This is a genomic window from Nocardia sp. NPDC127526, from assembly GCF_042672265.1.
Classification (GTDB): Bacteria; Actinomycetota; Actinomycetes; order Mycobacteriales; family Mycobacteriaceae; genus Nocardia.
The window spans coordinates 15,867-40,981 of record NZ_JBHXVO010000019.1; the positions used below are offsets into that span (position 1 = coordinate 15,867).

The following is a 25,115-nucleotide window of genomic DNA, read 5'->3' on the forward strand; positions in this document are numbered from 1 at the left end:
GTCATGGCGCAACTGGCTATGGTCATGAACCTCGACAAGTGCATCGGCTGCCACACCTGCAGCGTCACCTGCAAGCAGGCGTGGACCAATCGCGCCGGCACCGAGTACGTCTGGTTCAACAATGTGGAAACCCGTCCGGGACAGGGCTATCCGCGCCGCTATGAGGACCAGGAGAAGTGGAAGGGCGGCTGGACCCTCGACAAGAAGGGTCGGCTCACCCTCAAGTCCGGGTCGCGCATGAAGCGGCTGCTCAATATCTTCGCCAACCCGGATCTGCCCACGGTGTCGGACTACTACGACCCGTGGAGCTACGACTACGACAATCTGCTGTCGGCCCCGCAGATGGACACCACGCCGGTGGCCAAGCCCAAGTCGCTCATCACCGGCGAGGACACCAAGGTCACCTGGGGCGCCAACTGGGACGACTCGCTGGGTTCCGGGCCGGAACAGGTCGGCAAGGATCCGCTGCTGGCCAAGCTGTCGGACAAGGTCAAACTCGAATTCGAGGAGACCTTCATGTTCTACCTGCCGCGCATCTGCGAGCACTGCCTCAACCCGTCGTGCGCGGCGTCGTGCCCGTCCGGGGCGATCTACAAGCGGTCCGAGGACGGCATCGTGCTCGTCGACCAGGACAAGTGCCGCGGCTGGCGGCAGTGCGTGACCGGTTGCCCGTACAAGAAGATCTACTTCAACCACAAGACGGGCAAGGCGGAGAAATGCACCTTCTGCTACCCGCGCGTGGAGGTCGGCATTCCGACGGTGTGCTCGGAGACCTGCGTCGGGCGGCTGCGCTATATCGGCGTCATGCTCTACGACGCGGACGCAGTGCTGGAGGCGGCGTCGGTCGAGGATGACAAGGATCTGTATCCCGCGCAGCTCGGGGTGTTCCTCAATCCGCACGACCCGCGCGTGATCGCTGAGGCCGAGCGGGCCGGTATCTCGCCGGAATGGATTCAGGCGGCACAGGATTCGCCGGTCTACAAGCTCATCGTGGACTATCAGATCGCGTTGCCGCTGCATCCGGAATACCGGACCATGCCGATGGTCTGGTACGTGCCGCCGCTGTCGCCGGTGGTGGATGTGCTCACCGAGACCGGGCACGACGGCGAGAACGTGAACAACCTGTTCGGGGCCATCGACGCGCTGCGAATTCCCTTGGAGTACCTGGCCGAACTGTTCACCGCGGGTGAGCTCGGGCCGGTGCGGGCGTCGTTGCAGCGGCTGGCGGGCATGCGGTCGTTCATGCGGTCGATCAACCTCGGGCAGGAACCGGATATGTCGATTCCGGAGTCGGTGCGGCTGGAGCCGGAAGAGATCGAGGCCATGTACCGGCTGCTGGCCATCGCCAAGTACGAGCATCGGTACGTGATTCCGTCCGGGGCGACTTCGCGGGCGCACGAACTGGATTCGCTGGCCACCGGATGCAGTCTGGACACCGACGGCGGACCGGGCATGACGGCCTTCGACTACATGGCGGACAAGTTCCATTTGACCGATACCAATGGCGCTGCGCCGGAGGAGAAGTCGAATCGAGTCAACCTGCTGAACTGGGACGGCAAGAGCACCAAGGGATTGCTGCCTGCCAATGGCAATGGCTCGGGCGGCGGAACGGCCAATGGCAATGGCGCCAATGGCCATCATGGCAACGGGACCAACGGGCACAACGGATCCGTTGATGGCGCGGCCGCCGATATCGCGCCCGAGCCCACCGGAGCGACGCGATGAGCCTGCTGAAACTGCGGCGGCGGCCCGAACCCGTTGTCGCGCTGGACGACCGCGACCGGCGGCTGGTGTGGCGGATCTCCGCCCTGCTGCTCGACTATCCGGGCGAGCAGACCCTGGCCATGCTCGATGAACTGAGCAGCGCGGTCGCCGAACTGCCCGAACCGGTGCGCGGCCACCTCGAGGGCTGCCTCGCCCACCTGCGCGCCACCGGCCCCATCGCGCTCGCCCAGCAGTACGTCGAAACCTTCGACATGCGCCGCCGGGCCAGCCTGCACCTGACCTTCTACGCCTACGGCGACACCCGCAAACGCGGTATGGCGCTGCTGCGTTTCAAGCACGCCTACCGGCACGCCGGCGTCGAGCTCGACGACAGCGAACTGCCCGATCACCTCGCGGTGCTGCTGGAATTCGCCGCCACCGTCGATCCCATCGGCGGGGAACGGCTGCTCGGCGAGCATGTGCCGGTGCTGGAACTGCTGCGACTCTCGTTGTCCGACAGCGGTTCCCCCTATTCCGGTGTGCTCGCCGCCATCACTTCCACGCTCCCGCCGGTCACCACCGCCGACCGCCGCCGCATTGCCGAACTCGCCGCCCAGGGTCCGCCCGAGGAAGAGGTCGGCCTGGAGCCCTTCGCCATGGACCCCCTGACCTTCGCCGCATCGGAAGGCCGCAGATGACCACCACCCTCTGGATGACGCTGCCCTACGTGGCCTTCACCTCGTTCGTGCTCGGCCACCTGTGGCGCTACCGCAATGACCAGTTCGGCTGGACCACCCGATCCTCGCAGGTCTACGAATCCCGGCTGCTGCGCCTGGGCAGCCCGCTGTTCCACTTCGGCATGCTCGGCGTCATCGGCGGGCACGTCCTCGGCGTGCTCATCCCGGCCTCGTGGACCGCGGCGATCGGCATCTCCGAGCACGCGTACCACCTGCTCTCGGTCTCGGCCGGAACGGTCGCGGGCGTCGCGGTCATCCTCGGCATCGCCATCCTGCTGTATCGCCGCGTCACGGTGCCCGCCGTCCGCAAGGCCACCACCGCCAACGACAAGTTCATGTACGCGCTGCTGGCCGGTGCGCTGATCACCGGCCTGCTCAACACCGTCGGCAGCAACCTGTTGTGGGGCACCTACAACTACCGCGAAACCGTATCCCCGTGGTTCCGCAGCCTTTTCACTCTCCACCCCGAGCCCGAACTCATGGTCGGCACCCCCTGGACCTTCCAGGCCCACGGCCTCATCGTGCTGGCCTTGATCGGCGTGTGGCCCTACACCCGCCTGGTCCACATGTTCAGCGCCCCCATCGGCTATTTCGTCCGCCCCTACGTCGTCTACCGCAGCAAGGAAACCAACGCCGCCGACAAGCGCCGCTTCGCCCGCGCCTGGGACGCCCCGGTGGTCCCGCCCCGGTAGTCCCGTTCGCGGCGGTAGCCTCGAAACATGGCCGACCGCACACTGCTTCGCGAGTTGTTCGAGTCCTGGGTCGAGCGCGGGGAGCACCTCGCCAAGGAACAATGGTCCGCCCCGACCCGCCTGGGCGACTGGACCGTCACCGACCTCTACGCCCACATGGCCGCCGACCGCACCGCCTTCCGCAAACTCCTGGCCACCCGCAGCGACAAACCCCCGGTAGCCACCACCGGCGCGGATGTCCTGCGCGCCCTCAACATCCCCGGCGGCCCCGCCGAAACCCTCGCCCCCACGGTAGCCGAACGCGCCCGCGCGGAAGCCGCCGCCCACACCCCCGCCGACCTCCTCGACAATATGCGCGCCATGCTCGCCGACGGCTTCGAATACATCGACATCGCCGACGGCACCATCGATTACGTCATCGGCCCGGTAACCATCAGCGCCGTCCTCGAGGTAGCGGTAGTCGAAGCCACCGTCCACCTCCTGGACCTCATCGCCGCGGTAGGCGGCGACCCGGCTCCCCCCGCCGCCGTAGCCCGAGCCTGCGAAATCGTCCTGGCGGTCCCCGATCCCCTCCCCCTCCTGGAGGCAGCCACCGGCCGCAGCACCACCTCACCGTTCCCGGTACTGCGCTAACCGCGGGCCTCGGCCATCTCCTTCAGGTGATCCCGAGCCGACCGCTCCGCCAGCAACGGCAAGAAGGTCTCCACCTTGGCACCCTTGGAGAAGTGGTCATAAGCCGACGTCACCAGCCGCTCGATCGTGGCCCGATCAACCAGATCGGCGAATTCCTTCTCGAGACGAGCAGCGGCCGCATCCAAGGCCAGTTTCTGATCGAGCGGCATCTCCCCGCGAACGTGCTGAGCATGCCCCACAGGCGATTCGGTCATCGTGAACTCCGATGAACTCCACGGTTCGTATGGTTGTGGTGCGCGAACGCACCTACCTGATCGGGTAACCGGGACGAGCTTTCCAGAAGACGAATACTGGGTGAACACTGTCACGAGATACGACCTATGTCGGCGTTGCGACATCCTGGGCGTGGACGGCGTGTTGCGCGGAGTCATCGAGGCAGTACACATCGGCTCTCTCGACCAGTGGAGTCAGGTCAAGAGAGCCGAGATGCGGTCTGCTGGGCACGAGTACGAGGTCGGCCATCTCGCGGTCGACCAGGTTGAGCAGCCGTACGAACGCGGCGTCACTCATTTTCTCGGCGTACGCGATCATGGTCAGAGAGCGATTCAACCGCGTTGCCTCACGGTGCATTTCGGCCTCGTGTTGTTCACGTCCCGGCCCGGACAGCTCGATTACCAAGAACCCGATCACTTTGCTCGTCATGACCGACCAACTTCGAACCCGCTGTACGGCGGCCGCATGATCGCTTTACGCCCTCGGTCAGTGGATTGCCACCTTGTCGGCGCTTGACGCGAACTCGTAGCGAGCCCAGCGCGCGTCAGCCGCATCAGCGCCCGACGGATGGCTCCCTCGCCTAGCCCGGTACGTCGGCTCAACTCCGACACTGTGGCCGAGTGTGTTGCGTCGAGACCGGTCAGCGTGCCCAACACCTTGGCCTCTTGCTCCGTCAGCGCCATCGGTGGCTACCTCACCTTTCGGGTAGTGCGAACGATGGGAGGTACCGTACGGCCGGAATACCATCCGTCGCGTCCGCACATACTCAGATCCGCCGCCGCTATACGGAATTCCATATATGGTGCGTACGAGCATGAAACCCGTTGTCAGGCAACATTCCGTCCACAACTGAGATCCATTGCCATACCTTGCAGCGGAGGTGTCCTGCGTGGCTATGACGACCGGTGAAACCATTCGGCGGGTCCGCAAGTCCCTGGGCCTGACGCAGGCAGAGTTGGGCGCGATTGTTCGCTTGACACAACCCGCGGTATCGCAACTCGAGCACGACGGTCCGGGCGTTCACGATGTCCGAGTTCTGAGGCGCATAGCGAAAGCCCTACAGGTCCCGCTAGCCATACTGGTGATGGACGCAGGCGAGGAGGCGGACGTGCAGCGGCGTCAGCTGTTCAGGGCGGGAATTGCCGGACTTGGATTCGCGGCGACCGGCGGCAATAGCCCGGCGGTTCGTGAACCGGTATCGGCGGGATCCAAAGTCGGCTCGACCGACATCGAGCGAATCGTACGCAGCATCAACGAGATCCACGGACTCCAACTGATGGCCGGCGGTGACCGGCTGTGCGATATCGCGACCAACGAAGTGCGGTATGTCGAGCAGCTTCTCGACGCAGGCAGTTACACCGAGAGCATCGGCAAGGCTCTGACCAGCGCGGGCGCAGAGATGATGACGGTTGCGGGGTGGGTTCATTACGACGCTGGCCACTGGGCTGAAGCGAAGCGCTATTACGCCGACGCGGCTCAGGCTGCGACCACGACGGGCGATGGTATTGCCGCTGCGCACGCATGGATCAATGCCTGCTTGCTGTCGTACCGAGAAGGCACGCGGCCGCAGGAGGGTGTCCGGTTGGCCGAAGCCGCGCAACTGGCGGCACGGCGCGAGGGCGGTCCGAAGCTGCGCGCCCTGGCTGCCATCCGCGAGGCCGAAGCCCACAGCGTATTGAATGATCGGCAGGCAATGATAGCCGCAGTCAACCGAGCGCACAGAGCCTACGAATCCACGCGAGGCCACGATCCGACGTATCTCGATCACCTGGCCGAAGCTCAGCTCAGCGGATTTACAGGACTCTCGTTCATGCGGCTCGGCGATCACCGAGTGGCGGCGACCTACCTCGTCGCCGCGATCGACGGCACGGCGATGTACCCACGCGAACGGACGGCCTGGCAGATCCGCCTGGCCCAGAACCATGTTCGAGCAGGGGCCTTCGGGGAAGGCTGCGAGTTGCTCAACGAGAACTTCGACGAGATCAGCAAGGTCGCTTCGACCAGGCTGCAGACCGCCCTGAACGGGATCGCCGACGACCTGCGGCATCACGTATCCGTGGCGGAGGTACAGGAATTCTTCGAGCGATGGACGGACCGATGAAGCTGCCTCCGTTATCGCATGCGTTCCGCGACCCGGACACGGAGTACCTCGTATCGCTGATTCGTGTGGTCGTTCGACAAGCAGTAGTCGCGGGTTGACGCGTACTTGCCATGCTTGGGCTTTGGTTCGGTGAAGGTGGTCCCCGAGGGAAACTGCTCGTCGGTCAGATCGACGTTCTTGCCATCGATGAGATTGAAGTAGTGGGAGACCGTTTTACCGCCGGGCAGAGTCGCGACCGTGTTGAGGATTTCGCCGCCAAGGTAGTCCTGCACCACACACGCCGTCACGGCGCATTGGCCTTTCGCCCTGTTCTGCTCTGTCCAATCCGAAGAGGCGCTGGTATCAGCGGACCAAGCGTCCTTCAGGGCATCGTGGAGAGCCTCGCGAGAAATGGCACCCATATCGCCCATTGTCCTACGCAGAAACCACCGTCGGGGGTGGCCCGAAACCATACCGCAAGAGCGGGTGCCGATGACTCGAATCCGCCGCCCGGTGGCCGGAACCCGGACGGGTGTGCGGCAGGGTGCGGGCCAGGATGGCGACATGACTTCGGCTGCTCATCCTGCCCGCGTCGCCGGGCTCGCGTCTCAGGCCGCGGTGCGGGAGAAGCGGAAGGACGAGTGGCTGGGGCTGTTCGCTGACAATGCCCGGGTGGAGGATCCGATCGGGGTGTCGCCGTATGACCCGGCCGGTCAAGGGCATTTCGGGCGGGATGCCATTGCGGCGTTCTGGGACAAGGCTATTGCCCCCAGTGAGATCGACTTTCGGTGGACGGATTCCTTCGCCTGCGGGGACGAGGCAGCGTTCACGGGGACGATTCGCAGTGCCCGGGGTGAGGTGGCCGTCGAGGTGGATCTGGTTGCCACCTATCGCGTGAACGGCGAGGGGAAAATTGTTGCGCTTCGGGCATTCTGGGAGCTGGAGCCGGCTCGGACGACGCCCCTCGGCTGAGGGGCGTCGATCCGCCGGGTGTCAGGCTCCGGGGGTTTGCAGGGCGGGGAACCAGATGTCGGTGAGGACGGTGGCGGCCTCTTCGGCGGAGACGTCGATGGTGCCCTGCATGGCCCAGCGGGTGAAGAAGCGTTCGAGTTGAGCTACCAGTAGCTCTATGCGGAGCCGGGCCTCTTCCTGGCGGTCGGCGGGCCAGCGGGACAGGTACGAGGTCATCACATTCGGGAGGGACATGATGCCCTCGCGCGCTACCTCGCGGAATTCGGGTTCGAGGGCGGTGGCCTCGTCCCAGGCCGGGAGCAGGTCCTTGTACTCCTGGAACCATTCGATGGCGCGGCGCATCCAGGCCGCGAATTCCTCGCGTGATCCGGTGTCGAGCACGTGGTCCAGGTCCTCGTAGAAGTGCTGGACGCTGGGCAGGGTGCCCTGTTCAGCGATGGCGCGCAGCACATCCGGCTTGCCCGTGAAATGCAGATAGAAGGTGGCGCGGCTGCAACCGACGGCGGCGGCGATGTCGTCGACGCGGACGGGGGCGTAGCCCTGGGTGGTGAACAGCTGTTTGGCGGCCTCGATGAGGCGGCTGCGGGTGAGTCGCTTCTGCTCGTCGCGCAGGGAGGTGCGCCGGCCGGCGTCGGGGGCCTGTTCGGTCTGCATGAGGTCGATAATAGACGTACGTTCATTCACTAGACACAGTGTCTAGTGAGTGTTAGCGTGTGTGCCAGGTCACGTCCGGCGGGGATCGAATCCCGGCGCCGAACAGGGAGAGTGAATTGGATACACGTGAGTTGCCCCGGGTGTGCGTCATCGGCGCGGGTCCCTCCGGCATCACCGTCGCGAAACGGCTGGCCGAGTACGGCATTCCCTTCGATTGCTACGAAGCTTCCGATGAGGTGGGCGGCAACTGGTATTTCAAGAACCCCAATGGGATGTCGGCCTGCTACCAGAGCCTGCACATCGACACGTCGAAGTTCCGTTTGGCTTTCGAGGACTACCCGGCTCCCGACGAGTGGCCGGACTTTCCGCATCACTCGCAGCTGCACCAGTACTTTCAGGACTATGTCGATCATTTCGGCATTCGCGACCGGATCATCTTCAACACCAAGGTGATCGAGGCCAAGCGCGATGCCGAGGGCCTGTGGGTGATCACCACCGACACCGGCCGCACCGAGACCTACGATGTGCTGCTGGTCTGCAACGGCCACCACTGGGATCCCCGGATGCCCGACTACCCGGGCGAATTCGACGGCGTCCTCATGCATTCGCACGCCTACAACGACCCGTTCGATCCGATCGATATGCGCGGCAAGCGAATCGTCGTGGTGGGCATGGGCAATTCGGGCCTGGATATCGCGACCGAACTGTCGCAGCGGTTCATCGCCTCGAAGTTCTACCTGTCCGCCCGCCGCGGCGTGTGGGTGCTGCCGAAATACGTCAACGGCCAGGTCGGCGACAAGCGCTCCATGCCGGCGTGGATGCCGCCCAAGCTCGGGCTGAAACTCAAGCAGCGCTTCGTGGTCAAGAACCGCGGTCATATGGAGGACTACGGGCTGCCCAAGCCCGATCACCTGCCGTTCGAGGCGCATCCCTCGGCCAGCGAGGAGTTCCTGCACCGGGCCGGCTGCGGTGACATCACCTTCAAACCCGCCATCACGCGCCTCGATGGCGACAAGGTGCACTTCGCCGACGGCAGCGTGGAAGAGGCCGACGTGGTGCTGTGCGCCACCGGCTATCACATCAGCTTCCCGTTCTTCACCGATTCGGAACTGGTGCCCGATGCGCGGAATCGATTGCCGCTCTTCAAGCAGATGGTCAAGCCCGGCATCGACAATCTCTTCTACCTGGGCCTGGCACAGCCGCTGCCGACGCTGGTGAACTTCGCCGAGCAGCAGTCCAAGCTGGTGGCCGCATATCTGACCGGCAACTACCGCCTGCCGTCGCAGACGGAGATGCTCGAGACCGTCGCGCAGGCCGAGCAGACCCGCACCGGCCGCTACTACGACTCGCCGCGCCACACCATCCAGATCGAATTCGAGCCCTACGTGCGGGATCTGCAACGCGAAATGGCCCGGGGCGCCAAGCGCGCCGCCACCTACGGCCACGCGCTGCCGGTGCCGGCGCGCGCGGTATCCGAAGTCCGAAACTGAGGGCAGAACAGATGAGCAGTACTGTCGCAGGCTTCTGTATCGACGAATTCGCCGATGTCCGTGCGGCTTTCACCGAACAGGTGGATAACGGGGCCGAGCTGGGCGCCTCACTGTGCGTGACGGTGGACGGAGATCCGGTGGTGGACCTGTGGGGCGGCTGGGCCGATCCCGAGCGGACCAGGCGCTGGGGCGCGGACACCCTGGTCAATACCTTCTCCATCACAAAGACCATGACTGCACTGTGCGCGCTGCTGCTGGTCGATCGCGGCGAGCTGGACGTGCGGGAGAAGGTCGTGCACTACTGGCCGGACTTCGCCGCCAATGGCAAGGCCGATATCGAAGTGCGGCATATTCTTTCGCACACCTCCGGGGTGTCGGGCTGGGAAGCGCCGATCGAGATACCCGATATCTACGATGTGGCGGCGTCCACCGCGCGCCTGGCCGCGCAGCCGCCGTGGTGGGAGCCGGGCACGGCCTCGGGTTACCACGCGCTCAACTACGGGCATCTGGTCGGCGAGATCGTCCGCCGGATCACCGGCCGCACCCTGGGCGAGTTCTTCATTGAAGAGCTGTCCGGCCCGCTGGGAGCGGACTTCCATATCGGAACGGGCGCAGACGATTTCGATAGAATCGCGACCCTCGTACCGCCGGAGTTCGCGCAATTCGATCAGTCCGCGATTCCCAAGGACAGCGTCCTGTACAAGACGCTGTTCCAGCCGCTGCTGGATTTCGAGTTCTGCAATACGCCCGGCTGGCGGCAGGCCGAACTGGGTGGCATCAATGGCCACGGGAACGCTCGCTCCATTGCTCGCGTCCAGTCGATCGTGAGCAATGGCGGCGAGCTCAGTGGGCGGAAGTTCTTATCGGATAAGACCATCGACCTGATCTTCGAGCAGCAGTCCGACGGCGTGGACCTGGCCATTTTCCTGCCGCTGCGCTTCGGGCTCGGCTACGGGCTGCCCCAGCCGCAGACCGCACCGCACGTTCCCGATGGCCGGGTGTGCTGGTGGGGCGGGCTCGGCGGATCCATGGTCGTCAACGACCTGGACCGGCGGATCACCTTCGCCTACGCCATGAACAATATGGCTCCGGGCTTGATCGGATCCGAACGCTGCGACGCCTATCTGAAGGCGGTCTTCGGTGAAAAAGCAGTACGGCAGCACCAATAATCATCAAGGATCTGATCATGACGAAAGCTGTTGACCTCCAGGCACTCGCGGCGCAGATCGCCGGCAAGCTCACCGGTCCGGGCGGGCCGTTCGAGATGACGGTGGAAGAGGTGCTGGGCGCGAAGATTCCCGTCTTCCGCAATCGGCGCCGATCGCTGCTGGAACTGCTGGAGGCGTCCCGCGAGCTCGGCGACCGCGACTATCTGGTGTCCGCCGAGAAGCGCATGACCTTCGCCGAGCACTACGAGGCGGCGGGCGCGCTGGCGGCGGCGCTGGCGCAACGCTACGGGATCGGGAAGGGCGATCGGATCGGCATTCTGGCCGCCAATACGCCCGAATGGGTGTTGACCTTCTGGGCGGCGCAGCGGCTGGGCGCGATTCCGGTGGGCTACAACGCGTGGTGGGCGCCGCAGGAGGTCGTGTACGGGCTCGACCACACCCAGCCGGTGGTGGTGATCGCCGACGCCAAGCGGGCCGAACTGCTCGCGCAGACGGGGACACGGATCCCTGTGCTCACCATGGAACGCGACCTGCCCACGCTGGTTGAGGAATACGTGGGCGAGTACCCGGAAATCGCACTGGCCGAGGATGATCCGGCGTGCATCCTCTACACCAGCGGCACCACCGGCCGCCCCAAGGGCGTGGTGCACTCGCATCGGAACATGGTGGCGGTCAGCGACTATCACCGCTTCACCGACGCACTGGCGGCGGGCTTCCGCGGCCTACCGTGGGACGGCTCGCCCACGGGCCGCCGCTATCTCACCACCTCGCCGCTGTTCCATATCGCGAGCCTGCACAATCTGGCGGTGCCGCGGCTCGTCACCGGCGACACCGTCGTGTTCCAGACCGGCGCGTTCGAGGCCGACAAGGTGCTGCGGCTGGTCGAATCCGAGCGCATCACCAACTGGGCCGCCGTGCCCACCATGGCCAGCCGACTGCTCGCGGTCGATCTGACGCAGTACGACCTGAGCTCGCTGGCCGCCTTCTCGCTCAATGCCGCACCGTCCTCGCCCGCATTGCAGCAGCGGCTGCGGGAGCGGCTGCCGGTCGCCCAGGTGGCGCTGACCACCAGCTACGGCTGCACCGAGAGCGGGACCGCGGCAACGGTCGCCACCCCCATGGAATTGGCCGCCGATCCGGAAACGGTGGGTCGCACCATTATCGGCGTCGCCGTCGAGGTCCGTGATCCCGAGGGGAATGTCGTGCCCGACGGCACGGAGGGTGAAATCTGCATTCGCAGTCCGTACGTCATGCTCGGCTATTGGAACGACGAGGCCGCCACTGCCGCGAGCATCGACCCGGATCGCTGGCTGCGCACCGGCGATTTCGGCTACGTGTCCGAAGGCAAGCTCTACATGGCCGGTCGCCGTTCGGATCTCATTCTGCGCGGCGGTGAGAACGTCTATCCGACCGAGATCGAGAACGCGCTCGACGAGCATCCCGCCGTTCTGGAATCGGCCGTGATCGGAGTGCCGCACGAGGATCTCGGGCAGGAGGTGGCGGCCATTGTGGTGGTCGCCGATCCGGAAGCGCTCACCGAGGACGAATTGCGCGATCACGTGGCGCAGCGGCTCGCGTATTTCAAGGTGCCGGCCCGCTGGCTGATCACCGCCGATGCCCTGCCGCGCAATGCGACCGGCAAGGTGCTGCGCCGCGAACTCTCCATAGGGGATTGAAAGCCATGTACGACACCATTATCAAGAACGGGCGCTGGTTCGACGGCACCGGTGCGCCGTCGGCCATGCGACATCTCGGCATTCGGGACGGGCGGGTTGTGACGGTCAGCGCCGAAGCGCTCGACGAGACCGGCAGCGGCCGGGTCATCGATGCCACCGGGCAGTGGGTCATGCCCGGCATGATCGACATCCACACTCATTACGACGTGGAAGTCCTGCTGGATCCGACGCTGTCGGAGTCGTTGCGGCACGGCGTGACCACGATTCTGCTCGGCTCCTGCTCGTTGTCCACCGTGCACGTGGACGGGTCCGATGCCGGGGATCTGTTCGGCCGGGTGGAGGCCATTCCGCGCAAGCATGTGGTGGGCGCGATCGACGAGCTCAAGACCTGGAACAGCGCGCACAGCTATGTGAACGCCCTGGAGGCTCTGCCGCTGGGCGCGAATCTCGCCGCGTTCATCGGCCATTCGGATATCCGCGCCGCGCAGCTGGGCCTGGAACGCGCCACCCGGCCGGACGTGAAGCCCACCGAGGCAGAGCTGAAGGCCATGGAGCACAAGCTGTCCGAGGCGCTCGACGCCGGATTCATCGGCATGTCCTCACAGCAGCTGCTCTTCGACAAGCTGGACGGCGAGGTGTGCCGATCCCGCACCCTGCCCTCGACTTATGCCACCACCCGGGAACGCCGCCGCCTCAACCGCATCCTGCGCGACCGCAAACGCGCCCTGCAAGGCGGGCCCGATGTGGCGCGGCCGCAGAGCCTGGTCGCCATGGCCGCCTCCAGCCTCGGCATCTTCCGCCCGAATCTGAAGGTGAGCCTGCTCTCGGCCGCCGATATCAAGGCGATTCCGGGGATCGTCAAGATTTTCCCGCTCATCGCCAAGATCCTGAACGGGCTGGGCGGCGACTTCCGCTGGCAGCATCTGCCCGTGCCGTTCGAGGTCTACTCCGATGGCATCGATCTGCCCGTGTTCGAGGAATTCGGTTCCGGCGCAGCCGCTCTGCACCTGTCCAATCAGCTCGAGGAGCGCCGCGAACTGCTCTCCGACGAGAACTACCGCCGCTGGTTCCGCAAGGACTACGACAAGAAGTGGGGCCCGCGCGTCTGGCACCGCGACTTCTTCGACGCCGAGATCACCGAATGCCCCGACGAATCCGTCATCGGCAAGACCTTCGGCCAAGTCGGCGTGGACCGCGGCGGCGTGCACCCGGTGGACGCCTTCCTCGACCTGGTGGTCGAGCACGGTACGAAAGTCCGCTGGCGCACCACCATCTCCAACCACCGCCCCGAGGTCCTCGACCGGCTGGCCGCCGATCCCAGTGTGCAACTGGGCTTCTCGGATGCGGGCGCACACCTGCGGAATATGGCCTTCTACAACTTCGGCCTGCGCCTGCTGAAGCGGGTGCACCGCGCCCAGCAGTCCGGCCGCCCCTTCATGACGGTCGAACACGCCATCCACCGCGTCACCGGCGAACTGGCCGACTGGTACGACCTGGACGCCGGCCACCTCCGCGAAGGCGACCGCGCCGACCTCGTGATAGTCGACCCGGCCCACCTGGACGACACTCTCGACGCCTACGCCGAGCACCCGGTCCCCGCCTACGACAACCTCTCCCGCATGGTCAACCGCAATGACGCCACCGTCACCGCCGTCCTCGTGAACGGCGACCACGTCTTCGGCCGCGGCGAGAAATCACCCACCCTCGGCAAGCAACGCACCGGCCGCTTCCTCCGCGCCGGCCACCGCTAGCCCCCGAATCAAGGAAAACCCCATGACCGCAGCCAGATTCGACGGCAAGGTAGCCGTCGTCACCGGCGCCGCCTCCGGCATAGGCTCCGCCATCGCCACCGCTCTGATCACCGAGGGCGCCAATGTAATCGGACTCGACATCGACGAGCCCGGCCTCGAGAAAAAGTCCGCCGAACTGGGCGACTCCTTCATCTCCGTAATAACCGACGTAACTGTAGAGGCCCAGGTCGAAGCCGGAATCAACACCGCCGCAACCCGTTTCGGCCGTCTTGACGCTGCTTTCAACGTAGCGGGCGGCTCCCGCATAGGCGCCATCACCGACTTGGCCGAAGCGGACTGGGACTTCACCGTGGACCTGGTCCAGAAGAGCGTCTTCCTCTGCACCAAACACGAATCCCGCCTGATGCGAGACTCCGGCGGCGGCTCCATCATCAACATCTCATCCTTGGACGGCCGCATCCCCATGCCCGGCGGCAGCCCCTATGCCACCGGCAAAGCAGGCGTAGTCATGTTCACCAAGAACGCCGCCCTCGAATTGGCCCAACACCGAATCCGTGTGAACGCGGTCCTCCCCGGCTTGGTGGACACACCACTGGTCGCGGCCATTATGGGCTACGAACCCGCCAAACAAATGTTCCTGGACCGCATCCCACTCGGGGCCGCCGCCACCCCCGAACAAATCGCCGCCCCCTGCCTGTTCCTGGCCTCCGACGACGCCTCCTACATCACCGGCATAGACATGGTCATCGACGGCGGCTGGGAACTCTCCAACTTCCCCAACCTTGCCAAAATCGCAGGTTGAGGCCGCATCGACCGGCCGGCCGTGGCCATCAACGCAGACTCTTATCCAAGTTCGGCGATGCCCTGGGCGAGACGTACGGCGTTGGCGGGGGAACGCAGTAGGTACAGGGTTTCACGAAGCGAGTTGTACTCATCTTCGGAGATCAGGACGGCGTTGCCTTTACAACTGGTGATGTGGATGCCGAGGGCATCGTCGTTGACTTGTTCGATAAGGCGGTACAAGTTGGCACGCGCCTCATTGGCAGACATGCTGGTCATTGGCGGGTTCACAACTCTCCTCCGGGATCCCACAGAACTCGAGAACTCAGAGTTCGAGCTCTTGCCAGGAAATGTCGATTAGGAAGGGAAGTTCGATGTGGATGCCGGGGGCGTTCTTCGGTGACCACTCGTTGATGAGGACGTAGTTGGCGGGATGGAGGGGGTGAACTCCTTCCGGAAGGCCGTCCAGTTCGGAAGCGAGACCATAAGCGCGGACCATCTCGATGCCGTGGACCCGACTCGGTTCGGGAGACAGGTCAACTTCCCAGTACCACTGGATGCCTCCAGCGGCGTATTTGGCCATCTTCGCTTCGCGATCGCCGTGGCAATTGATCGGTGACAGAACCTCGCCCACGAGCAGTACATCGTCTCCGCGAATGTCCTGATAACGGTCGGGGAGGCAGCGGTAGATCAGGAAGTCGGGTGTCACGAAGTCGGACTTGCCTGTTCGGCCGAAGAAGATGTTGGTTCCGGTCGAGACTTGCCAGCACTGATCGGGACGTGTGGCTATGAGTTGTCGAGCGCGGCGGTGCAGCGCGTTGCGGAGTTGTGCGGAATAGTCCTGGTGCTCAGCCGGACCGCGCTGAGCCCACACCACGCGGCCTTCCCACAATTCGATCTCGCCTGCGATCTCGTCGGGTAGCTGTTCGAGCTCCTCCCAGGTCATGACCTCGGGGAGATTCGGGGGCTTGGGACGCCACACGGACACCCGGCCATGGTAGCCAGGTCCGTGCGGGCACCATCGAGTTTCGTCATCTCGGCCAGTTGCGGTACATGTAAGGGTCGGTGCCGGACATGATGTGCTGGTCGGCGCGGCGGTCGGGCTCGGCGGGGTCGGGTGATCCGCCGGGTTGCGGGTCTAGGTTGCGCAGCCGGTCCAGGCGGCTTCGGATCACCGCCGATCGTTCTCGAATCTCTGTTCTCATTGCCCGAGCATGACGAACGGGCGGCCCACCGCGCCATTGAATTTCGGGGGTGGGCCAGCCGTGGGGTCAGGCGACGCGGGCGGTGGTGAGGGTGCGGGCCGCGGTGCGGTAGCGGTCGGCGATGAGGCGGACCACGGCGGGGTGGACGCCGATGGGTTCGGCTACGCCGTCGGCGCCGGCCTCGTGCAGGCGTTCGTAGAACAGGCCGTGGGCCAGCAGGTACGAGGCTATGAAGACGCGTTGGGCGCCGGACTTGCGGGCTGCGGCAACGACTTCCGGGACGCGGGGTTCGCCGGTGGCGATGTAGGCCAGGCGGACCGGGGCGCCGATCTGCTCGGCCAGCATGCCGGTGGCGCGCTGGACGTCCTGGCGGGCGCGGGGATCGGAGGAACCGGCGGCGGCGAAGACCACCGCATCGCCGGGACGCCAGCCCGCGGCGCGCAGGCGCATGCGCATGATCGCCGCCAGGGCGGGATCGGGGCCCATGGCCTGGGTGACCGCGACCGCCGCGTGGGCACTCGCGGCCACCTCTCGGGGCACATCCTGGTAGACGTGGTAGCCGGAGGCCAGGAAGGCCGGGACCACCACGGCGGGAACGGGATCCAGGTCGCTCAGCACCTCGGACGGTGACGGGCCGAGGACGTCGACGAAGGCGGTGCGGACGCGGGGGGCGTCCGCCGCCGGGGTTTCACGCAACGGTGTCGATGCGGCCCCGAAAACGGCACCGGCACCTGTCTCGGGGGCGCCGAGCTCTCGGGCCGCCACGGGGGCGCCGAGTTCCCGGGCCACCGCCTCCGCGAGGGAGGCGATCATCTGGACGCCCCGGGTGCTCCTGGTGCCGTGGGCGACCAGGACCAGGGCCGGGGCGCTCACCACGCCCCCGCGACGGGAGCGGGGCGCACCGCGCGGACCGGGGAGCCGGAACCCGTGACCGGAGGCAGCTCGGCGGAGTGCTGCGCGCTCGCCGGGAAAACCGGGCGGGCGGGAGCATTCACGACCGGCAGGTCGGCGGGGTTGCGCGGCGGGAAGGCCGGGCGGGCCGCGCCGTTCACCGGACCGCGTTCCGGCGGACGGGATGCGGACGACGGGCGGGCCGGAATGTCCTGGCGGGCACCGAAACCCGCGGAGCGGGACGGGAACTGCCGGGTGGCGGCGGGCGCCGGTTCCGGATGCGGGTTGTCGGTGCATTCGGCCGGGTCGAGGGCGAGGCGGTAGCCGCGCTTGACCACGGTCTGAATGGCTTTCGGCGTGCCCAGGCCCGCGCGCAGGCGGGCGATGGCGGTTTCGACGGCATGGGTGTCGTCGCCACCGCCGGGGAGGGCCGCGAGGAGGTCCTCACGGGACACCACGCGCCCGGGCTGACGGGCCAGCGAGCGCATGAGGGCCATGGGCGCGGGCGCCAGCTGACGCACCTGGCCGTCGACCACGACACACGCGCCGCGGACGCTGAGTACATGTCCGGCGGCCTGAATCCGGTTGGCGCGGCGCGGAAGTTCCTCGGCCACATGGCGGGCCAGTGCGCCGAGGCGGGCGCGGCCGGGCATGGAGGTGGCCACGCCGAGCTCCTCCAGCGGGGCCGCGGTGATCGGGCCGACACAGGCGGCGAGCACGCGACCGCGCAGGGCGTGCAGCACCGCCTCCAGCAGCCCGGTTTCCTTGGCGCGCATCAGCAGCGAGGCCACGGCGGGCGCGGAAGTGAAAGTGACGCAGTCGATTCCGGCGGTGACGATGGCCTCGATGAGGCGGTCCATCGGCGTGCGATCCTCCGGCGGGATCCAGCGGTACACCGGAACGGGCACCACATCGGCTCCGGCACAGCGCAGCACCTCGCAGAAGTCGGGGACCGGCTCCCATTCGGTGGTGGCGCCGTGCAGCTGCACCGCGATCCGGACGCCCTCGACCCCTTGGGCGAGCAGGTGATCCAGCACCTCGGCGCTGGATTCCGAAGCGGGAGACCATTCTTCCCGCAGTTCGGCGGCGCGGATGGCGCCCTTGGCCTTCGGGCCGCGGGCCAGCATCCGGGTGGAGCCGAGGGTATTGCGCAGATCCTCGGCCAGGCCCCAGCCCTCGGCGGCCTCCATCCAGCCGCGGAAGCCGATACCGGTGGTGGCGACGGTGAGCTGCGGCGGATCCACCACCAGCTGGCGGGTGACGCGCTCGAGCTCGGTGTCGTCGGCCAGCGGAATGATCCGGATGGCCGGGGCGGACACGATATTCGCGCCGCGGCGCGCCAGCAGCGTGCCGAGTTCATCGGCCCGGCGCGCGGCGGTGATGCCGACGGTGAAACCAGCAAGCGGGGTACCCGCGTCGACCTCGGTCATGCCGAACCGCCGGGGAAGACCACGGGCTCGTTGGCCACCGCGACCACACCGTCCGCCACCCGCACCGCGTACACCGGCAGCGACCGGGTCTCATCGTCGAGGCAACGCCCGTCGATGAGCGAGAACGCCTGCTTGAGCAGCGGAGACGCCACCACGGGCACACCGCCGCGGTCGCCGACGATGCCGCGCGACATGACCGCCGCCCGCCCGAAGGGATCGATATTGCCGACGGCGTAGAGGGTGCCGTCCGGGAGCAGGAACAGGGCCGCCTGCCGGCCACCCTTCAGCAGCACCGCCACGCCGCGGCCGGGAATCAGATAGTCCAGCCGGCAGGCCTGGGTCCAGCCGCTGATGCTGGTCGCGGTGCCGGGTGTGTCGATCACGGTCATCGGTAACTCTCCTCCGAACGCCTTACCTATTGGTACCGGCGTCCTGTTTCCAAGCGGTTAAGCAGTCATTTCCCGTGCGTGGCGGAAGTCGTGTCGGCGGTCACCGTGGCCGCACCGACCGGGATCTCCGGGATGCCGAGCAGCACGGGCACCTTGCGCTCACCGCTCTCGTCGAATCCGATGGTCGGATCGGACTCCTCCGGCGCGTTCACGAAGGACACGAAGCGCGACAGCTTGCCCTCGTCCTCGAGCACGGCCGCCCACTCGTCCTTGTACCCGGCGACATGGCGATCCATGGCCGCTTCCAGGTCCGCGGCAATGCCGAGGCTGTCCTCGCAGATGACCTGCTTCAGGTAGTCGATGCCGCCCTCCAGGGCCTCCTGCCACGGCGCGGTGCGCTGCAGCCGGTCGGCGGTGCGGACGTAGAACATCAGGTACCGGTCGATGTAGCGGATCAGCGTCTCGTCGTCGAGATCGCCGGCCAGCAGCACCGCGTGCTTGGGGGTGAGACCGCCATTGCCGCCCACGTACAGATTCCAGCCGTGCTCGGTGGCGATGACGCCGACGTCCTTACCGCGCGCCTCCGCGCACTCGCGCGCGCAACCGGAGACGGCCAGCTTCAGCTTGTGCGGGGAACGCAGACCGCGGTAACGCTTTTCGAGCAGCACCGCCATGCCCACCGAATCCTGCTGGCCGTAGCGGCACCAGGTGGAGCCGACGCAGGACTTCACCGTGCGCAGCGACTTGCCGTAGGCGTGACCGGATTCCATGCCGGCGTCGACCAGCCGCTTCCAGATCAGCGGCAGCTGCTCCACGCGGGCGCCGAACAGGTCGATGCGCTGACCGCCGGTGACCTTCACATAGAGATCGAATTCCTTGGCCACCTCGCCGATGGTGATGAGCTGCTCGGCGGTCACCTCACCGCCGGGCATGCGCGGCACCACCGAATAGGTGCCGTTCTTCTGCATGTTCGCCAGGAAGTGGTCGTTGGTGTCCTGCAGCGCGGCCTGCTCGCCGTCCAGAATGTGATCGCTGGAGGTCGACGCCAGGATGGAGGCCACGGTCGGCTTGCAGATATCGCAGCCGGATCCCTTGCCGTACTTGGTGATCAGCTCCGAGAACTTGCGGATGCCGGTGGACTGCACGATGTGGAACAGCTCGGCGCGCGACTGCGAGAAGTGCTCGCACAGCGACTTGGAGACCTCCACGCCCGACTGCTCCAGCAGCTTCTTGAGCATGGGAACGCAACCGCCGCAGGAGGTTCCGGCATTGGTGCAGCTCTTGATGGCGGGCACGTCGCAGGCGCCCTCGGCGATGGCGCCGCAGATGGAGCCCTTGGAAACATTGTTGCAAGAGCAGATCTGGGCGTCGTCGGGCAGCGCGTCCGCGCCCAGTTCCGCACCGGCCGGGGAGATCAGCGCGGCCGGGTCCGCCGGCAGCGGGCGGCCGACCAGCGGGCGCAGCGCCGAGTACTGGGTGGCGTCGCCGACCAGGATGCCGCCCAGCAGGGTCTGCGCGTCATCGGACACCACGAGTTTGGCGTAGGTGCCCTTGGCGGCGTCGTGCAGCACGACCGAGAGCGCGCCCTCGGTGGCGCCGTGCGCGTCACCGAAGCTGGCCACGTCCACGCCCAGCAGCTTCAGCTTGGTGGACAGATCCGCGCCCGGGAATTCGCCCGCGCCGCCGAGCAGCCGGTCGGCGACGACCTCGGCGGTGCTGTAGCCGGGGGCGACCAGGCCGTAGCAGACGCCCTCGACCGCGGCGACCTCACCGATGGCGTAGATATTGGGGTCCGAGGTCTGCAGGCCCAGGTCGGTGATGACGCCGCCGCGCGGACCGACCTCCAGCCCAGCGCTGCGGGCGATTTCGTCCCGGGGACGCACGCCGGCGGCGAAAACCACCAGCGCGGCACGCAATTCACGCTCATCGGACAGGGTGACCTTGAGCCGCTCCGCGGGGCTCGCGCCCTCGACGCTCTCGATCGAGGAGGTGCCGACGCCGGTGTGCACGTGCAGGCCCAACTGGGTGACCAGCGATTCCAGGATCGCGCCGCCGCCCTCGTCCACCTGCACGGGCATCAGCCGCGGCGCGAATTCGACCACGTGCGGGGTCATGCCCAGCAGCCGCAGCGCATTGGCGGCCTCCAGGCCGAGCAGACCGCCGCCGACCACGACGCCGACCGCGCCCGGACCGGCGGCCTCGGCCGCGGCGCGGATGCCGTCGAGATCCTCGAGGGTGCGGTAGACGAAGTTGCCCTCCAGGTCGTGGCCCGGCACCGGCGGCACGAAGGCGTAGGAGCCGGTCGCGAGAACCAGTGCGTCGTAACCGATCACGTCACCGGTGGAGGTGGTGACCTTGCGGGCGGCCTTGTCGATGCCGTCGGCCTTGACGCCCAGCCGCACCTCGACCAGCTCGTCGCCCTCGTACTCGTTGCCGGGCAGCGCCAGCGCGGAGGTCTCCCAGATGCCGACGTAGGAGGACAGCCCCACGCGGTCGTAGGCGGGCAGCTTCTCCTCGCTGAGCACGATGACCTGCCAGGCGCCGGCCTCGTCGCGGGAGCGCAGCGCCTCGACGAAGCGGTGGCCGACCATGCCGTGGCCGATCACAACCGCGGTCTTGCGTTCGGTGTGGGTCATGACAGTCCCTTTCCTGGATGGCGGGTCAGGCTCGCGCCGTGGACGAGGCAGAGGTGGCTTCGGCTTCCAGCACCAGGGCTTCGGCCTCGACGACGACGTCGGAGTCGGTGACCTCGGGTGCGCTCGGGCGGCGCAGGAAGACGGTGAAGCAGACGGCGGCGCAGACCACGTAGAAGGTGGTGAACACCCAGAAGGCGGTGGTGGCGGACGCGGTGGCGGCGTAGGAGGAGCGCAGCATCAGGTTGATGCCGACGCCGCCCAGCGCGCCGATGGCGCCGACGAAGCCGATGAGCGCGCCGGAGGTGTTCTGCGCCCAGGCCGCGCGCGTCTTCGCATCACCGGGCAGGCTGCGGGACTTCGCCTCGAACACCGACGGGATGATCTTGGTGACCGCGCCGTTGGCGATTCCGGAGATGACGAACAGGGCGATGAATCCGCAGATCAGCAGGCCCAGCACCGCACCGGTGGGGCGGCCCGCGGCATCACCGAGGGTGGAGGCCGTCGCCACGACCGCGGCGGCCGCGGTCATCGCGCCGAACATGTAGAGGGTGACCCGGCTGCCGCCGAGGCGGTCGGCCCACTTGCCGCCGTACGGGCGAGCCAGCGAACCCAGCAGCGGGCCGACGAAGGCGATCGACGCGGCATGCAGCGCGGCCTCGGCGGCCGTCGCGCCACCGGCCTTGAAGTTGAGCTGCAGCACCTGGCCGAAGGCGAAGCTGTAGCCGATGAAGGAACCGAAGGTGCCGATGTAGAGGAAGGCGATGGCCCAGGACTGCGGGACCCTCAGCGCCGTGATCATGAAGGACAGATCGGCCTTCTGATTGCGGACATTGTCCATGAACAGCGCCGCGCCGACCGCCGCCACGGCGATGAGCACCAGGTAGACCGCGCACACCACCGAGGCATTGCCGTAGGCGTTGCCCAGGGTGGCGATGACCGCCAGGCCGATCAGCTGGATCACCGGGACGCCGATATTGCCGCCGCCCGCGTTCAGGCCCAGCGCCCAGCCCTTGAGCCGCTGCGGGTAGAAGACATTGATATTGGACATCGACGAGGAGAAGTTGCCGCCGCCCAGGCCCGCGAAGGCCGCCACGATCAGGAAGGTCGTGTAGGAGGTGCCGGGCTGGTTGATGAAGTACAGCGTCAGCAGGGTCGGGACCAGCAGCGCCAGCGCGCTGAAGATGGTCCAGTTCCGGCCGCCGAATTTGGCGGTCGCGACGGTGTACGGGATGCGCATGAAGCCGCCGACCAGGGTCGGCACCGCGCCCAGGAAGAACTTGCCCGCGGTGTCGATGCCGAAGACGTCGGCCGGCATGAACAGCACCATGACCGACCAGATGGACCACACCGAGAAGCCGATGTGCTCGGCGAACACCGACCAGATCAGATTGCGGCGAGCAATGTGCTTACCACCGGCTTCCCATGCCTCGGTGTCCTCGGCATCCCAGTGTTCGATGTCGCGATTGCGCGTCAGCAACTTCAACTCGGCCCTCCTGAAATCTGGATGACCTCAAGGTAGGAAACCGGTATTGCCGCAATGCTGCGCGAAATGTCCGGCAAATCAACGGTTGCTCACGAATCACGGGGAAACGTCGTGAGAATGGGCGGTATGTTTCAACCATGTGACACAACGGTTTCCGTTGGTCACCGAACGCCCAATCGCGATCGAAACAGCCGTGAGGTGAGGCGTTCGCCACACAGCATGGCGAATACCTCACCGTTCGGCAACTCCAACAGTGATTCAAAACCCCCTGCGCCCGTCGCGCGAAGCGCGACGGGCGCGAGATTTCAGAGTCACCAAGTGTCCTCGAGCATCTGCGGCTTGCACGCGAGCCAAGCGCCGGCGAGCATCACGAAGACCGCGATCACGAGGAATCCGAAGGGGGCCAGCCAACCTCCGGTCATCGTGTGCAGCGCGCCGAACAGCAGCGGGCCGATGCATGCCACGGTGTAGCCGACGCCCTGGGTGAAACCGGACAGCGCGGCCGAACCGGCGCCCGTGCGGGTGCGCATATTGATCAGCGTCAGCGCCATTGGGAAGGTCGACGGGCCGAGACCCAGCAGCAGCACCCAGACCAGCGGCGCGCTCATGGGAGCAATGAGAATCCCGGCGAACCCGACGAAATAGCAGAGCGCACAACCGATCACGACCGGGAACGGATTGCGCATCCGGCTCACCACCACCGGCGCCGACAGCGCGGCCACCAGGCCGATGAGCGCGAAGATGCCGACCATGCTGCCGCCGAAGGACGCGCTGGCCCCGGCGTCGGAGAAGATCGTCGGCATCCAGGTGAACAGCGAATAGGTGATCAGCGAGGTCATGCCGAACATGAGGGCCATGCCCCAGGCCAGCGGCGACCGATACGCCTTGCCCGCGGCCTCGGCGGGCTCGGCCGGCAGGTCGGTGGTGTCCATCCGGGCGTGATCGCGGCGGATGCGCAGCACGCCCAGCCACGGCAGCGCCGCCGCGGCGGCCAGCACCGCCCACATGCCGAGCGAGAACCGCCAGCCGTGCGCGTCCGCGACCGGCACCGCGATCATGGCCGGAATGACCGTGCCCAGCTGCACCATGAGGATGTAGACCGAGCTGAGGATGGCCAGCCGATCGGAGAAGTAGCGCTTCACCAGCGGCGGGATCACCACATTGCCGATGCCCATACCGGTCAGCGCCAGCGCCGAGAAGGCGAGCAGCTCCCAGGTATTCGGGACGACGGCGCGCACGGCGGTGCCGAAGGCGGTCATGACCATGGCGATGAGCACGGTGGCCTCCAGGCCGAAACCGCGCGCCAGGATCGGGGTCAGCAGGCCCGCGATGGCGAACATGGCGGTGGGCAGCATGCCGAATACGCCGACGATCGCGATGGAGTACCCCATGTCCGAGCCGATCTCGGCGGCCAAGGGGGTGAAGGCGGTGACGGCGACACGCAGGGTGAGGGCCGACATGACAATGGCGGCGAGCACCAGCAGGCGGCCCTCGAGCAGGGATCGCTTCCGGTCGCGCCGCAGGTCGACGAGGGACTTCTGCCGGGTGGCAGAAGAAAGGCCCCGGTCGGGGGCCAGCTGGTCATTCGTCGTCACAGTCACTCAAAAATCATAGGATGACCCGATGATGTGATGCAAAGAATGTGAGGCACGGTACGCTGTCAGGCGTGCAACCAGTCCGGCGCACGAGCCTCATCGCCCAGGTGACCGAGCAGCTTCGTGCCGAAATACGCTCCGGCCGTTGGGCCGTCGGCTCACGAATCCCCACCGAGCCCGAGCTCACCGAGCTCACCGGGACCGGTCGCAATACCGTGCGCGAGGCCGTGCAGGCGCTCGTGCACGCGGGCATGCTGGAGCGCCGCCAGGGCTCGGGCACCTACGTGATCTCGACCTCCACCCTCGGCGGCACCCTCACCGAGTACTTCGCCGACGCCCAGCAGCGCGATCTGCTCGAATTGCGCCAGGCCCTCGACACCACCGCCGCCGCGCTGGCCGCGCAACGCCGCGACGACGTCGACATCGCCAACCTGGAGCAACTGCTCGAGGCCCGCAGGCGGGCCTGGGACGACGACCTCGAGACCGCCATCACCGCCGACGTGCAACTGCACCGCGCCATCGTGGTCGCGAGCCACAATGCGGTATATCTCGAGTTCTACGATTCGCTGCTGCCCGTCATCGAAGCCGGCATCCGGGCCCGCTCCGAGAAGGCCGGCGAGGCCTATCACGCCGAGCACATCGAACTCGTGCAAGCCGTCATCGCGGGTGATTCGGAACGCGCGGCTCGCACCGCCAGTTGCTTCTTCGGCTCCCTGATCGCCGAATATCCGGACACACGATAAATCTTCCGGGTAACCGAAAGGTCACCACGGCGCGTCTCGGCGCGTGAGCCGGAATTACCTCGCTCGTCACCCAATGCCATGTCGGCGTAATCACCGCTTCGTACGGTGGTACGCGACCGCAGGCACCGTCCC

Annotated in this window: 24 protein-coding genes and 1 pseudogene; 12 read left to right on the forward strand and 13 right to left on the reverse strand. The window is 66.6% G+C overall.

Annotation, left to right across the window (positions count from 1 at the left end):
- Nucleotides 1–3: 3 nt before the first annotated feature.
- From narH to ACFVIV_RS26045, 4 genes are read left to right on the forward strand one after another with little or no spacing between them, the layout of a single operon-like run.
- Entirely contained in the window at nt 4–1,725 is a 1,722-nt protein-coding gene (gene narH, locus ACFVIV_RS26030) for a nitrate reductase subunit beta (protein WP_379200602.1), read from the forward strand.
- Nucleotides 1,722–2,402 (forward strand): nitrate reductase molybdenum cofactor assembly chaperone, encoded by a 681-nt coding sequence (gene narJ, locus ACFVIV_RS26035; protein WP_379200604.1) that lies wholly within the window; start codon nt 1,722–1,724, stop codon nt 2,400–2,402. Before narH ends, narJ begins: the two co-directional genes overlap by 4 nt.
- A complete protein-coding gene (narI, locus tag ACFVIV_RS26040) occupies nt 2,399–3,133 on the forward strand; it encodes a respiratory nitrate reductase subunit gamma (protein ID WP_379200606.1) in 735 nt (244 codons plus the stop codon). Before narJ ends, narI begins: the two co-directional genes overlap by 4 nt.
- Before the next feature lie 27 nt (nt 3,134–3,160).
- Complete coding sequence (locus ACFVIV_RS26045; RefSeq protein ID WP_379200608.1) at nt 3,161–3,766, forward strand: maleylpyruvate isomerase N-terminal domain-containing protein; 606 nt, start codon at nt 3,161–3,163, stop codon at nt 3,764–3,766.
- Here the strand turns inward: ACFVIV_RS26045 and ACFVIV_RS26050 are convergent.
- Together ACFVIV_RS26050 and ACFVIV_RS26055 are read right to left on the reverse strand one after the other, a co-directional pair.
- Nucleotides 3,763–4,020 (reverse strand): three-helix bundle dimerization domain-containing protein, encoded by a 258-nt coding sequence (locus ACFVIV_RS26050; protein WP_379200610.1) that lies wholly within the window; start codon nt 4,018–4,020, stop codon nt 3,763–3,765. The genes ACFVIV_RS26045 and ACFVIV_RS26050 overlap by 4 nt on opposite strands.
- 124 nt (nt 4,021–4,144) lie before the next feature.
- Nucleotides 4,145–4,468: a hypothetical protein gene (locus ACFVIV_RS26055; protein ID WP_379200612.1), complete on the reverse strand. Its 324-nt coding sequence runs from the start codon at nt 4,466–4,468 to the stop codon at nt 4,145–4,147.
- 466 nt (nt 4,469–4,934) lie between these two features.
- Here ACFVIV_RS26055 and ACFVIV_RS26060 point away from each other — a divergent pair, with 466 nt between their 5' ends.
- Entirely contained in the window at nt 4,935–6,140 is a 1,206-nt protein-coding gene (locus tag ACFVIV_RS26060; RefSeq protein WP_379200791.1) for a helix-turn-helix domain-containing protein, read from the forward strand.
- Between the two features lie 11 nt (nt 6,141–6,151).
- Here ACFVIV_RS26060 and ACFVIV_RS26065 read toward each other — a convergent pair whose 3' ends face one another.
- Nucleotides 6,152–6,541: a hypothetical protein gene (locus tag ACFVIV_RS26065; RefSeq protein ID WP_379200614.1), complete on the reverse strand. Its 390-nt coding sequence runs from the start codon at nt 6,539–6,541 to the stop codon at nt 6,152–6,154.
- Nucleotides 6,542–6,683: 142 nt separating this feature from the next.
- Here ACFVIV_RS26065 and ACFVIV_RS26070 point away from each other — a divergent pair, with 142 nt between their 5' ends.
- Complete coding sequence (locus ACFVIV_RS26070; RefSeq protein ID WP_379200615.1) at nt 6,684–7,091, forward strand: nuclear transport factor 2 family protein; 408 nt, start codon at nt 6,684–6,686, stop codon at nt 7,089–7,091.
- A gap of 21 nt (nt 7,092–7,112) precedes the next feature.
- On the opposite strand, the gene ACFVIV_RS26075 is transcribed toward ACFVIV_RS26070, so the two are convergent.
- Nucleotides 7,113–7,745, reverse strand: a complete 633-nt coding sequence (locus ACFVIV_RS26075; RefSeq protein ID WP_379200617.1) for a TetR/AcrR family transcriptional regulator — start codon at nt 7,743–7,745, stop codon at nt 7,113–7,115.
- 116 nt (nt 7,746–7,861) lie between these two features.
- On the opposite strand from ACFVIV_RS26075, the gene ACFVIV_RS26080 reads away from it, so the two are divergent.
- Genes ACFVIV_RS26080 through ACFVIV_RS26100 form a run of 5 tightly spaced genes read left to right on the forward strand, consistent with a single transcriptional unit; the run spans nt 7,862 to nt 14,633 of the window.
- Nucleotides 7,862–9,235 carry a flavin-containing monooxygenase gene (locus ACFVIV_RS26080; protein ID WP_379200618.1) on the forward strand — a complete coding sequence of 458 codons (1,374 nt, stop codon included), beginning with the start codon at nt 7,862–7,864 and terminating at the stop codon, nt 9,233–9,235.
- 11 nt (nt 9,236–9,246) lie between these two features.
- Entirely contained in the window at nt 9,247–10,404 is a 1,158-nt protein-coding gene (locus tag ACFVIV_RS26085; RefSeq protein WP_379200620.1) for a serine hydrolase domain-containing protein, read from the forward strand.
- Between the two features lie 17 nt (nt 10,405–10,421).
- Nucleotides 10,422–12,080 carry a class I adenylate-forming enzyme family protein gene (locus tag ACFVIV_RS26090; protein ID WP_379200622.1) on the forward strand — a complete coding sequence of 553 codons (1,659 nt, stop codon included), beginning with the start codon at nt 10,422–10,424 and terminating at the stop codon, nt 12,078–12,080.
- A gap of 5 nt (nt 12,081–12,085) precedes the next feature.
- Nucleotides 12,086–13,831 (forward strand): amidohydrolase family protein, encoded by a 1,746-nt coding sequence (locus ACFVIV_RS26095; RefSeq protein ID WP_379200624.1) that lies wholly within the window; start codon nt 12,086–12,088, stop codon nt 13,829–13,831.
- Between the two features lie 22 nt (nt 13,832–13,853).
- Nucleotides 13,854–14,633, forward strand: coding sequence for an SDR family NAD(P)-dependent oxidoreductase (locus tag ACFVIV_RS26100; RefSeq protein ID WP_379200626.1), 780 nt, complete (start codon nt 13,854–13,856; stop codon nt 14,631–14,633).
- A gap of 41 nt (nt 14,634–14,674) precedes the next feature.
- Here ACFVIV_RS26100 and ACFVIV_RS26105 read toward each other — a convergent pair whose 3' ends face one another.
- The 9 genes and pseudogenes from ACFVIV_RS26105 to ACFVIV_RS26145 all read right to left on the reverse strand — a co-directional run bounded on the left by ACFVIV_RS26105 (nt 14,675) and on the right by ACFVIV_RS26145 (nt 24,105).
- On the reverse strand, nt 14,675–14,902 hold the full coding sequence (locus ACFVIV_RS26105; RefSeq protein WP_379200627.1) for a type II toxin-antitoxin system Phd/YefM family antitoxin: 228 nt from the start codon (nt 14,900–14,902) through the stop codon (nt 14,675–14,677).
- A 34-nt stretch (nt 14,903–14,936) separates the two neighbouring features.
- Entirely contained in the window at nt 14,937–15,599 is a 663-nt protein-coding gene (locus ACFVIV_RS26110) for a Uma2 family endonuclease (protein ID WP_379200628.1), read from the reverse strand.
- A gap of 43 nt (nt 15,600–15,642) precedes the next feature.
- Nucleotides 15,643–15,786, reverse strand: a complete 144-nt coding sequence (locus tag ACFVIV_RS26115; RefSeq protein ID WP_379200629.1) for a hypothetical protein — start codon at nt 15,784–15,786, stop codon at nt 15,643–15,645.
- Nucleotides 15,787–15,882: 96 nt separating this feature from the next.
- Nucleotides 15,883–16,689, reverse strand: coding sequence for a sirohydrochlorin chelatase (locus ACFVIV_RS26120; RefSeq protein WP_379200630.1), 807 nt, complete (start codon nt 16,687–16,689; stop codon nt 15,883–15,885).
- Nucleotides 16,690–16,991: 302 nt separating this feature from the next.
- Nucleotides 16,992–18,137 (reverse strand): annotated as a pseudogene (locus tag ACFVIV_RS26125) (uroporphyrinogen-III synthase); the annotation flags it as partial.
- Nucleotides 18,134–18,526, reverse strand: a complete 393-nt coding sequence (gene nirD, locus ACFVIV_RS26130) for a nitrite reductase small subunit NirD (protein WP_379200631.1) — start codon at nt 18,524–18,526, stop codon at nt 18,134–18,136. The gene nirD and the pseudogene ACFVIV_RS26125, both read right to left, overlap by 4 nt.
- A gap of 65 nt (nt 18,527–18,591) precedes the next feature.
- On the reverse strand, nt 18,592–21,162 hold the full coding sequence (gene nirB / locus ACFVIV_RS26135; protein WP_379200633.1) for a nitrite reductase large subunit NirB: 2,571 nt from the start codon (nt 21,160–21,162) through the stop codon (nt 18,592–18,594).
- Nucleotides 21,163–21,187: 25 nt separating this feature from the next.
- On the reverse strand, nt 21,188–22,645 hold the full coding sequence (locus ACFVIV_RS26140; RefSeq protein WP_379200635.1) for a nitrate/nitrite transporter: 1,458 nt from the start codon (nt 22,643–22,645) through the stop codon (nt 21,188–21,190).
- 311 nt (nt 22,646–22,956) lie between these two features.
- Nucleotides 22,957–24,105: an MFS transporter gene (locus ACFVIV_RS26145; RefSeq protein WP_379200793.1), complete on the reverse strand. Its 1,149-nt coding sequence runs from the start codon at nt 24,103–24,105 to the stop codon at nt 22,957–22,959.
- A 206-nt stretch (nt 24,106–24,311) separates the two neighbouring features.
- Here ACFVIV_RS26145 and ACFVIV_RS26150 point away from each other — a divergent pair, with 206 nt between their 5' ends.
- On the forward strand, nt 24,312–24,983 hold the full coding sequence (locus ACFVIV_RS26150; protein WP_379200637.1) for a FadR/GntR family transcriptional regulator: 672 nt from the start codon (nt 24,312–24,314) through the stop codon (nt 24,981–24,983).
- Nucleotides 24,984–25,115 lie beyond the last annotated feature (132 nt).

Excerpts from the sequence above, each read along its gene's own strand:
- nirB (WP_379200633.1), bottom strand. The coding sequence starts at position 21,162 with ATGACCCACACCGAACGCAAGACCGCGGTTGTGATCGGCCACGGCATG.
- ACFVIV_RS26085 (WP_379200620.1), top strand. The coding sequence starts at position 9,247 with ATGAGCAGTACTGTCGCAGGCTTCTGTATCGACGAATTCGCCGATGTC.
- ACFVIV_RS26070 (WP_379200615.1), top strand. The coding sequence starts at position 6,684 with ATGACTTCGGCTGCTCATCCTGCCCGCGTCGCCGGGCTCGCGTCTCAG.
- narI (WP_379200606.1), top strand. The coding sequence starts at position 2,399 with ATGACCACCACCCTCTGGATGACGCTGCCCTACGTGGCCTTCACCTCG.
- nirD (WP_379200631.1), bottom strand. The coding sequence starts at position 18,526 with ATGACCGTGATCGACACACCCGGCACCGCGACCAGCATCAGCGGCTGG.
- ACFVIV_RS26095 (WP_379200624.1), top strand. The coding sequence starts at position 12,086 with ATGTACGACACCATTATCAAGAACGGGCGCTGGTTCGACGGCACCGGT.
- ACFVIV_RS26145 (WP_379200793.1), bottom strand. The coding sequence starts at position 24,105 with ATGTCGGCCCTCACCCTGCGTGTCGCCGTCACCGCCTTCACCCCCTTG.
- narJ (WP_379200604.1), top strand. The coding sequence starts at position 1,722 with ATGAGCCTGCTGAAACTGCGGCGGCGGCCCGAACCCGTTGTCGCGCTG.
- ACFVIV_RS26045 (WP_379200608.1), top strand. The coding sequence starts at position 3,161 with ATGGCCGACCGCACACTGCTTCGCGAGTTGTTCGAGTCCTGGGTCGAG.
- ACFVIV_RS26065 (WP_379200614.1), bottom strand. The coding sequence starts at position 6,541 with ATGGGTGCCATTTCTCGCGAGGCTCTCCACGATGCCCTGAAGGACGCT.
- narH (WP_379200602.1), top strand. The coding sequence starts at position 4 with ATGGCGCAACTGGCTATGGTCATGAACCTCGACAAGTGCATCGGCTGC.
- ACFVIV_RS26060 (WP_379200791.1), top strand. The coding sequence starts at position 4,935 with ATGACGACCGGTGAAACCATTCGGCGGGTCCGCAAGTCCCTGGGCCTG.
- ACFVIV_RS26075 (WP_379200617.1), bottom strand. The coding sequence starts at position 7,745 with ATGCAGACCGAACAGGCCCCCGACGCCGGCCGGCGCACCTCCCTGCGC.
- ACFVIV_RS26050 (WP_379200610.1), bottom strand. The coding sequence starts at position 4,020 with ATGACCGAATCGCCTGTGGGGCATGCTCAGCACGTTCGCGGGGAGATG.
- ACFVIV_RS26055 (WP_379200612.1), bottom strand. The coding sequence starts at position 4,468 with ATGACGAGCAAAGTGATCGGGTTCTTGGTAATCGAGCTGTCCGGGCCG.
- ACFVIV_RS26090 (WP_379200622.1), top strand. The coding sequence starts at position 10,422 with ATGACGAAAGCTGTTGACCTCCAGGCACTCGCGGCGCAGATCGCCGGC.
- ACFVIV_RS26100 (WP_379200626.1), top strand. The coding sequence starts at position 13,854 with ATGACCGCAGCCAGATTCGACGGCAAGGTAGCCGTCGTCACCGGCGCC.